The 12,205-nt window shown below is 59.2% G+C and carries 10 protein-coding genes and 4 pseudogenes; 8 read left to right on the top strand and 6 right to left on the bottom strand.

Annotated elements, in window-relative coordinates; all coding sequences use genetic code 11:
* The 5 genes from J8I82_RS36270 to J8I82_RS36250 all read left to right on the top strand — a co-directional run.
* Positions 1–618 (top strand): maleate cis-trans isomerase family protein (locus tag J8I82_RS36270; protein ID WP_209765189.1); only part of this gene is annotated, 618 nt, incomplete at its 5' end.
* 59 nt (positions 619–677) lie between these two features.
* Positions 678–1,295 (top strand): flavin reductase family protein, encoded by a 618-nt coding sequence (locus tag J8I82_RS36265; protein WP_209765187.1) that lies wholly within the window; start codon positions 678–680, stop codon positions 1,293–1,295.
* 111 nt (positions 1,296–1,406) lie between these two features.
* Positions 1,407–2,786, top strand: coding sequence for an MFS transporter (locus tag J8I82_RS36260; protein WP_209765185.1), 1,380 nt, complete (start codon positions 1,407–1,409; stop codon positions 2,784–2,786).
* A 75-nt stretch (positions 2,787–2,861) separates the two neighbouring features.
* Positions 2,862–3,830 (top strand): AraC family transcriptional regulator, encoded by a 969-nt coding sequence (locus J8I82_RS36255; protein WP_209765183.1) that lies wholly within the window; start codon positions 2,862–2,864, stop codon positions 3,828–3,830.
* A gap of 220 nt (positions 3,831–4,050) precedes the next feature.
* On the top strand, positions 4,051–5,538 hold the full coding sequence (locus J8I82_RS36250) for an aldehyde dehydrogenase family protein (protein ID WP_209765181.1): 1,488 nt from the start codon (positions 4,051–4,053) through the stop codon (positions 5,536–5,538).
* A 683-nt stretch (positions 5,539–6,221) separates the two neighbouring features.
* Here the strand turns inward: J8I82_RS36250 and J8I82_RS36245 are convergent.
* From J8I82_RS36245 to J8I82_RS36230, 5 genes and pseudogenes are all read right to left on the bottom strand, one after another.
* On the bottom strand, positions 6,222–7,379 hold the full coding sequence (locus J8I82_RS36245) for a porin (RefSeq protein ID WP_209765179.1): 1,158 nt from the start codon (positions 7,377–7,379) through the stop codon (positions 6,222–6,224).
* A 97-nt stretch (positions 7,380–7,476) separates the two neighbouring features.
* A pseudogene (locus J8I82_RS36240) lies at positions 7,477–7,752 on the bottom strand (MFS transporter); the annotation flags it as partial.
* Between the two features lie 208 nt (positions 7,753–7,960).
* On the bottom strand, positions 7,961–8,749 hold the full coding sequence (locus tag J8I82_RS36235; RefSeq protein ID WP_284183257.1) for a LysR substrate-binding domain-containing protein: 789 nt from the start codon (positions 8,747–8,749) through the stop codon (positions 7,961–7,963).
* A gap of 63 nt (positions 8,750–8,812) precedes the next feature.
* The gene (locus J8I82_RS38800) at positions 8,813–8,917 is read right to left on the bottom strand and encodes a LysR family transcriptional regulator (protein ID WP_245180569.1); all 105 of its coding nucleotides are present in this window, start codon (positions 8,915–8,917) and stop codon (positions 8,813–8,815) included.
* A 570-nt stretch (positions 8,918–9,487) separates the two neighbouring features.
* Positions 9,488–9,683: pseudogene (locus tag J8I82_RS36230) on the bottom strand (IS5/IS1182 family transposase); the annotation flags it as partial.
* On the opposite strand from J8I82_RS36230, the gene J8I82_RS36225 reads away from it, so the two are divergent.
* The 3 genes and pseudogenes from J8I82_RS36225 to J8I82_RS36215 form a co-directional block, all read left to right on the top strand.
* Positions 9,651–10,019: a hypothetical protein gene (locus tag J8I82_RS36225; protein ID WP_209765191.1), complete on the top strand. Its 369-nt coding sequence runs from the start codon at positions 9,651–9,653 to the stop codon at positions 10,017–10,019. The pseudogene J8I82_RS36230 and the gene J8I82_RS36225 overlap by 33 nt on opposite strands.
* Positions 10,006–10,523: pseudogene (locus J8I82_RS39805) on the top strand (transposase); the annotation flags it as partial. The gene J8I82_RS36225 and the pseudogene J8I82_RS39805, both read left to right, overlap by 14 nt.
* Before the next feature lie 371 nt (positions 10,524–10,894).
* Positions 10,895–11,290, top strand: a pseudogene (locus J8I82_RS36215) (transposase); the annotation flags it as partial.
* A gap of 174 nt (positions 11,291–11,464) precedes the next feature.
* Here J8I82_RS36215 and J8I82_RS39490 read toward each other — a convergent pair.
* Positions 11,465–12,079 (bottom strand): group II intron maturase-specific domain-containing protein, encoded by a 615-nt coding sequence (locus tag J8I82_RS39490; RefSeq protein ID WP_209765177.1) that lies wholly within the window; start codon positions 12,077–12,079, stop codon positions 11,465–11,467.
* Between the last annotated feature and the right edge of the window lie 126 nt (positions 12,080–12,205).

The raw sequence follows: 12,205 nt of genomic DNA, 5'->3' as shown, positions 1-12,205 counted from the left end.
ATGAAGAAGGTGGTGAAAGAAGAGCTGGAGGCGATGGACCGTGACAGCGACCGTTGCGCGATCGAGCTGTCCGACGCGCGTGTGGATGTGCTGGGCTACGCCTGCCTGGTCGCCATCATGAGCATGGGCAAGGGCTATCACCGTGTCTCCGAGGCACGCCTGATGCAGCGTACCGTCGACAATGGCAATCCCGCGCCGGTGGTGACCAGCGCCGGCGCGCTGGTGGACGGCCTGCACGCAATGGGGGCGAAGCGCGTCTCGGTGGTCTGTCCATATATGAAACCGCTGACGAAGATGGTCGTCGAGTATATCGAGAGCGAAGGCGTGGAAGTCAAGGATTACTGCGCACTGGAGATTCCCGACAATCTGCAGGTGGCGGCGCAGGATCCGGCCAGTTTGCTGGAGATCTACAAGCGCATCGACACCACCGGCGTAGACGCCATCGTCCTCTCCGCGTGCGTGCAGATGCAGTCGCTGCCGTCGATCCAGAAGGTCCAGGACGAGTCGGGTATCCCCACCGTGTCGGCCGCGGTGGCTACCACCTGGCAGATGCTGCGCAAACTGAACCTTCGCACCGAGGTCGCCGGTTGCGGCGAACTGCTGAGCGGCAAGTACTGAGCGCATTCCATCGCTTTCGTCGTTCCTGCCTGCGCAGGAACGATGCTTCGCACACGAACATGGACAATATTCACTTCTACGAGCCCACGCGCGACCACGGATTGCGGCATGACCCGCTTGCCGCAATAGTCGGCCCGCGTCCAATTGGCTGGATCTCAACGGTGGATACGGCGGGCCGCGCCAATCTCGCCCCCTACGCATTCTTTAATGTCTTTAACTACACGCCCCCTGTGGTGGCATTTTCCAGCGTCGGCTACAAGGACACGGTGCGCAATGTGGAGGCCACCGGCGAGTTCGTGTGGAACCTGGTGACGCGCCCACTGGCCGAACGCATGAACCTCACCAGCGCCGGCGTTGCGCCCGAAGTCGACGAATTCGGCCTGGCGGGCCTGACGCCAACGCCATCGCGCCTGGTGTCCGCAGCTCGCGTAGCGGAAAGCCCGGTGTCATTTGAGTGCCGCGCGACCAAAATCATGCAACTGTCCAAGGCCGACGGCGCCGCGCTCGAGACGTGGATGATACTTGGCGAGGTCGTTGGCGTGCATATTGACCAAGCCTTCGTGCAGGACGGCGTCTATGACACTGCCACCGCCCGCCCCATTCTGCGTGGTGGCGGCCCGGCCGACTACTACGAGATCACCAAATCGTCGCTGTTTCAGATGCGCCGGCCGGCCTGATACGAGCCCCCTCACAGAAATGCGCGTATCGCTGGCCACGTTTATACGGCTGCCGCCGTACAGCCAATGCGCCACTAAAGCTATTCAAGTCATAACGAAACGGAGGAGACCATGCAGCAAATTGACATCCAGAGAATGGCCAGCGAGGCCCGGCTCGGTAGTTTCCAATATGGCGTTCTAATCTGGTGCGCACTGATCATTATCTTTGACGGCTATGATCTGGCCGTGGCTGGTATCGCTCTACCATCGATCATCAAGGAAATGGGGGTTGGCCCGACTCAGGCAGGCCTTCTGGTCAGCACCGCCCTATTCGGCATGATGTTCGGCAATATTCTGTTCGGGACCATTTCCGACAAGATCGGCCGGCGCCGGGCGATGGCAATCTGCATCGCACTATTCAGCGTGTTTACTTCCGCCGCCGGCCTATGCAAGGACCCGATTCTGTTCGGCGTGGCGCGGTTCCTCGCCGGACTTGGCATCGGCGGTGTAATGCCAATCGTCATTGCGCAGATGACCGAATATGCGCCACAGCGCGTGCGCAGCACGATGGTGACGCTGATGTTCAGCGGCTACTCGGTGGGCGGCATGCTGGCAGCCGTGCTGGGCAAGAGTCTGATGGAAAGCTACGGCTGGCAATCCGTGTTCATTGCTGCAGGCCTGCCCGTGCTGCTGATCCCATTGATCCTACGATCGATGCCGGAATCAGTGTCGTTTCTTATTCAACGCGGTCGCACCCGGGAACTCGCACGCCTGGCTGCCCGCCTTGATCCGGCCTATCATGCGAGCGCAGATGACCGCTTCGTCATCGCCGGAGCCGACGGCTCCGGTGGCGCGCCCATCCGCGAGTTGTTCCAGCAAGGTCGCGGCCTCAGTACGCTTATGTTCTGGCTATCGTGCTTTATGTGCCTGTTTATGGTCTACGCGCTCAGCTCCTGGCTTGCCAAGCTGATGGCCAGTGCAGGCTACAGCCTTGGCTCGGCATTGACCTTTGTCCTGGTACTCAACCTGGGCGGCATGCTCGGCGCCATCGGTGGCGGCTGGCTTGCGGACAGGCTGCACATCAAGTTCGTGCTGACCGGCATGTACTTGCTGGCCGCGGTGTCGATCGGTCTGCTGGGCCATCCCATGCCGACCGGGTGGCTGTATCTGCTGGTCGGCCTCGCCGGCGCTTCCACCATCGGCACGCAGATAGTAGGCTGCGCCTATGCAGGCCAGTTCTATCCTATCGGCATTCGCGCCGTGGGCGTCGGCTGGACCCTGGGCATGGGGCGCGCCGGGGCCATCCTGGCACCGATCGTGATCGGCGTGCTGGTCGCCATGGGGCTGCCTCTTGAGCAGAATTTCCTTGCCATCGCGGCGCCTGGTCTGGCAGCTGCGTTGGCCGTGCTAATGATCCACCACGCACGATCGGCGTCGGTCGCGGCCGAAACAGGCATCATTCATTGCCGCCAAAATGAGGAAGGCAGGAGCGTGGAAGATTGCCATCGCTGACGAAGAAGGAAAGCGGATACACCAAAACCACGTAACCAGCGGACAACATGCTCGAAGACGTGAATGAGGCCGCTTATGTATCAGAGTCAAACGCGAGACCTTGATGAGGCAATCCGGCTTATCAATGGAATCTATTGCCCCCATTCCCTGACGTTGGGCAATGGCCAACGGAGTATTGATACCCGCCTCTCCGTAAAGGAGACCCATCGAACGTCAATCGTCCGCCTCGCCTACGGCGCAGACGTGACGGTGGATGCGGGAGAGTTCGATAATCTGTTCCTGATCATGAAGTGCGAGGCCGGCTCTGGATCAGTCCGCCAATGCGGCACCAAGAGAAGCTGGGGTGTCGGTGACATTCTGCCGGTCTCAGCAAATCGGCCGACCGACTTTCACTTCGGGGCCGGCTTCTCGCAACTCACAATTCGACCAGACAAGGAGCGGCTCGAGGCTTTGTGTGCTCAGTGGGTCGGGCATGCACTTGACCGTGACCTTGTTTTCGATTTGCTGCCACTGTCGACGCAGCTCGCTCAGACTCTCAGCGGGATGATCTTCGTCCTGGAATCCCAAGCCAGTCCATTACCCGCTGCGGCCCAAAAATCCATGGAAGAAGCGCTATTCTCCATGCTTCTGACAGGACACCAGCACAACTATAGTAGGGCTATCAGGCGGCCTGAAAGCGCGCCAACTACGTGGTTGGTACGTCGGTTTCAGGAGTTTGTGCGTGAAAATGCTGAAAATGAAGTTTCCATCGCCTCTATCTCTGAGAGCTTGGGCGTAAGCATCCGAACGCTCCAGTCAGCAGTCGAGAAGTGGCTCAACACGACGCCAAACGCCTACCTGAGAGACTATCGTTTGGACAGAATCAGAGATGTGCTCAACAGAGGGGATAAGCACACGTCAGTGACCGAAGTAGCTTTCGGCAATGGATTCTTCCATATGGGGCGTTTCTCTGCGTACTACAAGTTGAAGTTCGGCGAGTATCCAAGTGATACGCTACTGCGTGCGAGTGGGAGGGCCCGGGCAAAGTCACAACGGCATTCTTAAATGAACGCGCCGATGCATGCACCGCTTCTAGCTGTACAAAGGGACTGGCACCACCACCGGAGCCCCCCGCCCGTGCAGCCTAAGGGTTTTCACTACCGATAAGCTTGCGTGTGGCGGACAGTGCTGCGTGATTCGGATCGCGAGCGGAGTTCATCCCGACCAAACTGCGTTGCATACGGCCAATGCCGATTTTGCATGTAACGCAGGAGTGATTGTGACCTTGACCTCGACCAACGAGCTTAGCCTCTCTGAGACTTACGGCGCCTTTATCGACAATGAGTTTCGCCCGGTAGCCGGGCAAACCTTTCCAGCCAAGCACGCAGGAACGGGCGAGACTGTCGCACAACTCGCGCGCTGCGGACGGACAGAAATCGATGCGGCAGTACAAGCCGCCGCCAAGGCTGCGCCGGCATGGCGGGCTAGGTCAGCAGAGGAGCGCGCTGAATTACTGCTGAAGCTGGCGGCTGTGATCGAGGCCGACACCGATCGTCTCGCTCGTATCGATTCTATCGACATTGGTCGCCGTCTGTTTGAGACGACGCTCGACCATCGTTTCGCAATCTCCCAGTACCGGTACTTCGCCGCTGCGGCAATCACTCATGAAGGCTTCGGCCGAGCCATCCCCAATGGCTACCTAGTGGCCAAGCGGGAGCCCTACGGCGTGTGCGGGCTCATCATCCCCTGGAACGTACCGGCCATCATGGCTGCGTTCAAGATTGCCCCCGCGGTCGCTGCAGGCAATACGGTAGTCCTGAAGCCGGATGAGAACGCATCGCTCAGCACGATGGAGCTTTGCAAGCATATCGCGAGAATCTTCCCGCCGGGCGTCATTAACGTTGTTCCCGGCTTTGGGGAGGAAGCTGGCGCTGCGCTAACTGCACACCCCGGTGTGGCAAAGCTTGCGTTCACGGGTAGCAGCGAAGTCGGACGAATCATTTCTCAGGCGGGTGCCGAGCGCTTGGTGCCGGTCTCGTTGGAACTGGGTGGCAAGAGTCCCAACATTGTTTTCCCCGACATCGAAGATATCGATGCCGTCGTCGACAACGCAATGTTTGCAACGATGTACTGCAATGGCCAGTCCTGCCTTGCAGGAACGCGCTTGTTCGTTCACGACGCAATTTACGACGACTTCATGGAGAGACTCGTTGCCGGGATGCGACGGGTCAAGGTCGGTCCTGCACTCGCGACCGACACCATTATGTCCAGCCTTGTATCCGCAGAGCAAGGCGAACGCGTACTCAAGTACATTGATATCGGGATTTCGGAAGGCGCACGGCTAATGGTTGGCGGCAAGCGCGTTTCGGTTGAAGGCAATGAAGCGGGCTATTTCATCGAGCCGACGGTATTCGAAGCGACAAACAGCATGCGCATCGCTCAAGAGGAGATCTTCGGCCCGGTCTTGAGCGTCATGCGTTGGAGCGACTACGATCAGATGATTGCCGAGGCGAACGGCGTTCGATATGGGCTTGCAGCAGGTCTCTATACGTCCAATCTGCGGAACGCGTGGGAAACAGCCGACCGGCTCCAGGCAGGCTCCGTCTGGATTAACCAGTACTTCAACCTGGCCAGCGGTTCGCCATTTGGTGGCTTCAAGGAGAGCGGGATCGGCAGCGAGTACTGCCATGAGACGCTAAACATGTACACCCACTTGAAGGCCATCACTGTGCAAACGAAGGTGATGGAACCCTGGTTCGCTCCGAAGCCATGATGCGGCAATGGCCTTGACGATGCCATAGGGACCTGAGCCTGCTCGCGTTCAAGAGCAGGCTCTTTCCGTGCTTACAATTGACAGCGTGCGCCAACTGGTCCTGCAAATCCAGCGCTAGGTCGAGCACTACAACGTCCACAAGCGCCCCTTCGTATGGACCCCCACTGCCGATTCAATCCTCGCCAAAGTTGAGCGCCTATGTAAAGTTATTTCTGGGACGCAACACTAGAGAGCAACTGCACGGGGATCGTGGTAGAGCACAAGTCGGCGAAAGTCCCACGCCAATCCAATCGCGACAAATACAACGAAGCAGAGAAGTCCGAGATCTGAGAGTGAAAAGCTCGGAATAGCACCATGTGGCCTCCTTCTGGACAAGCACCTCGAATCCGCCGCCCGTTGGCAGAAAAGAAGAGGTTCCACGGGCAGTGCCTGAGGAACCTGTGAAGCCCGATTGCCTTGGAGGTGTCGATCAACACGAGGGTTGGCATTCGGGATGTAGACACATTACCGAGGAACGTGATAGAGCTTCAGTCGCTTGGACTGTTAATACCATTTTGAAAATCCGGCTGTGCAAAAAAACATTACGCAAGGCTGCCCGAACCATGGTCTGGTCAAGGCTCAAGATGAGTTATGAAACAGGCAGAGCGTCGTGCACAGGAACAGCGGGAGGAGCATGGCCGCCCTCAGAATATGTGACGTATACCTACAGCGACGCCAATCATCGAAGTCTGTCCATTGGGGAGCGTGTAACTATTCAACGCAAGACTGGTAGCAAAGTTGCCCGCTGCCGACTCCATAGCCAGGCCAGCATTCTTTGAATAGGCGGTGGTCAGGTAGACGTCAGTACGCTTCGACAGCGCGTAGTCGGCAATTAGCGCAATCTGCCATGGATTTGCAATGTGAGTGTTTCGCCCCAGGTTCTTTACGTTCTGATAGTCGTACTCAAGCGTGAAGTCGAGCGCCGGCGAGAATCGGTATTGACCGCCAACCCAATAGAAATCGTCACGGAGAATCAGGGCACTGTTCTGGTCCTTGCTCTGTCCCCAGCGATAGCCGCCCATTACCTTCGCAGTGCCATTGAGGGCATAGCTGGCCATGACCACTGCCTTCTTGAAGCTACCGTTGCCAGTGCCAATCGTCGGATTCCACTGATCATAGCCGATGCCCACCCCGAAAGGCCCCGCAAGGTAGCTTAGCCCCGCCCCATAGCCCGAGTCACGGCGGAACTGCCCGGGCACTTCACCATTGCCACCAGCAGCCGGAAAGTTGGGGGCGACCTGCGGAAGCACCGTACCTACGCCAAATGACCAATGCGCCCTTGCCGTAAGACCCCCGAACACGCCAGTGTACTGCGCCATATTGTCTTCGCGGAAATTGGCGCCGGCAATCACGCCAACGGGTTCATACTGGGTGGCAAAACGGAGCGGGACAAAGTTGGCCAGCGTAGCGAACATCGAATTGGACTGCCGACCGAAGGTGATTTGGCCATACTCCGAGTTAAGACCAACATAGGCCTGACGACCAAATAGACGGCCGCCTTGTTGCAGGGTGCCGGTATCGCTATTGAAGCCGTTTTCCAGCACGAAAATCGACTTCAGCCCGCCGCCCAGGTCTTCCAAACCGCGAAGACCCCAGCGCGAGCCGGAGTATCCGCCGGCGTCCATACGAACTACCTTGTTGCCCTGGCCTGGATTGAAGCCGTTACTCGCCTGCGGCACGACACCGACATGGTTGACGTACTCCATGTTCAGGTCCATCACACCATACAACGTTACGCTGGATTGCGCGTCGGCTGCGCTGCATGCACAAACAACCGTCAAGAAAAAAATCGTCCTCTTCATTACCTGCTCTCCTCCATGTTTCATTGATTTAGTTCTTTCGAGCGTCGCGCGCTGCTGGATCCCCACTGCAATACGCAAAGTGCCAGTGTTGTTGTGGGGCGCCGAAGCGATGCAGGATCAGGTTGCTCGGCACTTCGAACAAGAAGTAGCCCAGAAAAAAGATGCCGGCCCCGAGCCCGTAAACGGTCTCGCTGAGCTGCAGGTCGGCGAGCATCTGTAACTTGGCGAAGCCGACATTGACGCGGTCGAGGTACGCTACGATGTAGCAGAGGAACAGCAGCGGGACGAGCCGCCAGGCGACTTTCCGGTAGGCCGCGTCACCCTCGGCCAGAAGTTGGCCGGGATGGCCGGGGGCAGTGGTGGGAATGGTCATGCATGTCTCCGTATCGTTTTTTGCGACGCCTTGGCCCTGCCCTGGCACGGGCATGCCGCATAGCCGGCGCGGGCCTATCTTCATGCCTGCCGGGCCAAAAGAAAAATATGGATTGGAGAACTTGCCATCTGCCTGCGAGATGGCCGAGGCGGGCCGCCGTGAAACCTCTGGCTTGCGCGACGAAAGCCGGAACGAGTAAAGGGAGACTTCAGCCCCGCTCGCCGTCAGTCGGCACAGCCCGCGCACCAGGCCAGTCGCCGCGCGCGCACAAGTCGCGCATCACGTTACCGATCAGTTCACGTACTGCCCGCTTGGCATGCGTTAGCGGCATCTCGCGGAACACGCAGATGCCCAGAATGCGCCGCATGGTATCGCAGCGGATCGGGTGGGCAACCAGTTCACTGGCTGCCACCTCCTGGGCCACCAGCGCCAGCGGCAGGATGGTCGGCGCTATACCCGCCTGCACCGCGCGCTTGAGAATCTGGACCGAATTGATCTCGGCGGCGAGGGGTGGCATTGGCACGCCTTGTTCGCTGAACACCTGCTCGATGACGGCCCGCAGGCAATGGTTGTGCTGTGCCGCCGACACGATCAACGGCTGCGCGGCAATCGCTTCGAGCGTCACGCCCGCATGTGCCTGCGGTGCCGGTTGGTTCGCGCCGTGGATCCAGTAGAAGTCCTCTTCGACAACGCGTTCGAAATGGAAATCCGCGGACGGGACATTGGACGTGAAGAGCGTCATGTCGACGCGCCCCTGCCGCAGCTGATCGAGCAGGTTGCCGGTCAGTTCCTCGTTCAGGTGCAGCGAGACCTGCGGCAACTGCTCGCGCGCAGCCTGCAGCAACGGTAGCGCCAGCGCCGCCGAAATGCTCTGCGGCACGCCGACAATGACCGAGCCGACGATCGAATCCGGCGCGCGCACGGCGGTGCGCGCATCGTCAATTTGCTTCAGGATGCCCTGCGCGTACTCATAGAAGACCTTTCCCGACTCCGTCACTTGCACGCCGCCGCGCCCGCGCACCAATAACTGCACCCCCAGTTCTTGCTCCAGGTCGCTGATCTACTTGCTTAGCGCGGACTGCGCGACAAACAGGCACTGTGCCGCATGCGACAAGCTGCCAGCATCGACGATGCCGACGAAGTACTTGAGTTGTCTGAGTTCCATGATCGCGGGAGGGGCTTCATATTTTCAGGGCAGCGGAAATCATAGCAGGGGACGGAGATGATCCGTTCATGGGCCATTCCATTGGCCCCGTCTAAGGTCCGTGTCACCTGATTCTTTGGGGTTCGGCTTGGCAGGTGCTGACCCAGGCGGGGTAGCGCCGCAACGAGCGGCAGGCCGCGCGGCAGTGGCCCACAGCAACGACCGCTTCCAGCGATCGCCAATCCCTTCCCTAACTGCGCCTCGATTGTCGGCTCGAACGGCGCCGACGGCGATTACGCGATGACCGGCGTTAGCAAAACGCTCGGTAATGGCAGCGCCGAAAGCCGTCCCTCAGTAGCGAATACAATCATCTATTCGCTGTTCAGGGCCGAGTAGTGGCCGCGGCCGCGCTTGCCTTGGCCGTGATTCCTAGGGAAGCTGCGGCTTCGTTACGCCCTTGTTCTGGCTGCGTTGTCTTTTCGCTGCAGCGCTACCATGCCAATGCCATGAAGTCACGCGGCGAGCAAAGCGGATGGAGCCCGCTGTGATCAATCGCTGGTCCGCTTCCCCTCTCGCTGTCATGGGCCAGGTTATGAGCCGGCAGCACCGCCCTGCAGCATGCAGGCAGTCGCTCAGGGCGCCTTTGAGCCAATTCCGGTCCAGCTTGCATCGCTCTTCATATAACCGATGAGCAACTCGAACTGCACCGCCGGATCATCGCGCGTAAGCCGCGTATGCCGCGCCGCAGGCACCGATGGTGAATCTTCACACCTTTGACCTGCTGGCCAAAATCGTTCAGACCAATGGCGCCACTGTGCATGCAGACGACGTAATCGCCTTGGTAGATACAGAAGCCAAGGCAAACGTCGATGGCGCTGCAGCCTCCGCGCCTTTGGCAATGCCTGCGTCGACATCCGTTCCCGGGACAGCCACTGCAGCGGTGAGCACCTCTGTTGGCGGCGGCGCACCGGCTTCAGCCACCGCCAATTTTGACGTGATAGTGATCGGTTCAGGCCCGGGCGGTTATATAGATACTATGAAGGGCCGCGGAAGTAAGCCCCGTGGAGTAAAACGAGGATTCGGAGTCTCGTTTCTCAAGGAGCACGCAGATGAACGCGCCTGACACAGCCCTTCACGGGCAGGATACGACGATCACCGGCTGGCTGTACATCGCCTTCGAACTAGGCGACAAGAGCTGGAAGCTGTCGCTGGGCGACGGCGCGCGCGGGCCAAGCCGGTGCTCGGTGGCGGCCGGCGACATGACGGCGGTCCTGACGGCAATCGCCAAAGCCAAGGCCCGCTGCCATCTGCCCGCCGATGCCCCGGTACGCTCCTGCTATGAGGCCGGGCGGGACGGCTTCTGGCTGCACCGCTGGCTCAGCGCACACGGCATCGTCAACCTGGTGGTCGATTCCGCCGTGTCGAAGTGAACCGGCGGGCACGTCGTGCGAAGACGGATCGGCTTGACAGCGACAAGCTGCTGTCAATGCTGATGCGTTACTACGGGGGCGAGCGTCACCAAGAGCGCACCGCCCACAGCAACCGGATCCGCTCGCTGCTGGTCTTGCACAACCTGCGGCCCGAGCGCATCGGTGGCCGCTCGTGGGCATGCTGGTGGGCCCAACATGCCGATACTCCGACCTCCATCCCGTTGTAGTCACCGGGATATTGAAAGGGGACACCAAACTGAGACCACGTGCCTTTGCCGTGCAAGTTACCCACCGCTGGCCAGCGTCGTGGTCGTAATAAACGACCCGCTGACCAGCCGTGGATAACTTGCAGTGGGGACTCTCAACAGGAGGTAACTGCCAAACGAAAACACAGCAACCGGTGCTTGATTTTCAACGCCCCATAGGTGTCATAAATGTGATTGATCAGCCAGACGCGCAACACGGGCAAAGGCCAAGGCTGCGCATCAGGTGGGAGCTAAGGATGCTCTGCACAATTAGCCGGCGGATGTGCTTGCAATGAATCGTCGAGCCAGCGAGCATGTAGCGCATGAAACAAACTGACCTTGGACTGAACTTGTCGACCAAGCGCACCCGCAAGCGCGAATTTCTGGACGAGATGAACCGGGCGGTGCCATAGGCCGATCTGGTGATGCTGATCGCTCCGTACGCCCCGGAAGGCAAGCGCGGCCGTCCCCCGTTCGCGGTCGAGGCAATGCTGCGCATCCACTTCGTTCAACAATGGTTCGGCCTGTCAGACCCGGCGATGGAAGAAGCGCTGCACGACGTGCCGCTGTATCGGGAGTTCGCCGGGCTGGACAACTGGACGGCGAGGCTGCCCGACGAGAGCACCATTCTGAGGTTCCGTCACCTGCTGGAGAAGCACAAGCTGGCCGCTCAGATTCTCGCGCTGGTCAACGACATCCTTTGCGACAAAGGATTGATGCAGCCGTTGCTGATCATCTGGGATGGGGCCAGGTCCCATCACGCCGCAATGGTCCGCGAATACCTGGATTCTCTCGAGGGTTGTCCGTATCGAGCCAGGTGAGTAGGCCGGAGGAATTTCACCTCCAGCCTCTCGCAGAACGGTGCGTGAGCCTCTCAACTCACACCGCTCCCATCAAGCGAACGCGCCTTTCATGCCTCGTTGCCAGTGTACGAATAACTGCGGTTGCCGCTTCGCGATGCCTTCTACGAAGCGAGCCGCCCGCGTTCTCTGTCCTTTCAGGCGCTTATACTTCCGCATCGCCCAAGCGATCAAGGTCCTGTTGAAGTGCCGAAGCACCGGATACATCGCTGACGGACTGAACCGCCCGTAATAGCTCAACCAGCCTCGGAGGACTGGGTTGTGCAAACGGGCGATGTCAGCCACGCTGAGATACGTCCGCGTGCCGAAGCGTGCCTCGCGAGTTCTCTGCCGCATGGACTTCAGGGCCACCGCACTGACCGCAGGGGTGAAGTTCACAAACAGGCTGTTCCGTTTGCGATTCTTCACAACCCGTGGCCGAAAGGTGTATCCGAGGAAATCAAACTTCGTATTCGGATATTTTCCCTTGCGACTGCCATCTTTGCAGTAGACGATCTTAGTCTTGTCCGGATGCATTTCTAGATGGCACTCTGCCAACCGAGCCTGAAGCGCTGCCTTTACAGCTTGCGCCTCTTGTTCGGTGCGGCAGTGAACCAGTCCATCATCTGCATACCGGCACCAGGGAAGCTGAGGGAACGTGCGAGCCATCCAAACATCGAACGTATAGTGCAGAAACAAATTTGCCAACACTGGGCTGACTACGCCGCTTACAACGTTGCATACTTTTCACTCCGTCGTCTGAATCATTCGAATTTTCGCTGTCAAGAGTCCCAG

This window comes from Cupriavidus consociatus (assembly GCF_017814975.1).
Classification (GTDB): domain Bacteria; phylum Pseudomonadota; class Gammaproteobacteria; order Burkholderiales; family Burkholderiaceae; genus Cupriavidus; species Cupriavidus consociatus.
This window is presented reverse-complemented; position numbering and strand designations above follow the sequence as displayed.

Excerpts from the sequence above, each read along its gene's own strand:
- J8I82_RS36265 (WP_209765187.1), top strand. The coding sequence starts at position 678 with ATGGACAATATTCACTTCTACGAGCCCACGCGCGACCACGGATTGCGG.
- J8I82_RS36260 (WP_209765185.1), top strand. The coding sequence starts at position 1,407 with ATGCAGCAAATTGACATCCAGAGAATGGCCAGCGAGGCCCGGCTCGGT.
- J8I82_RS36255 (WP_209765183.1), top strand. The coding sequence starts at position 2,862 with ATGTATCAGAGTCAAACGCGAGACCTTGATGAGGCAATCCGGCTTATC.
- J8I82_RS36245 (WP_209765179.1), bottom strand. The coding sequence starts at position 7,379 with ATGAAGAGGACGATTTTTTTCTTGACGGTTGTTTGTGCATGCAGCGCA.
- J8I82_RS38800 (WP_245180569.1), bottom strand. The coding sequence starts at position 8,917 with ATGGAACTCAGACAACTCAAGTACTTCGTCGGCATCGTCGATGCTGGC.
- J8I82_RS36225 (WP_209765191.1), top strand. The coding sequence starts at position 9,651 with ATGGTGAATCTTCACACCTTTGACCTGCTGGCCAAAATCGTTCAGACC.
- J8I82_RS39490 (WP_209765177.1), bottom strand. The coding sequence starts at position 12,079 with ATGGCTCGCACGTTCCCTCAGCTTCCCTGGTGCCGGTATGCAGATGAT.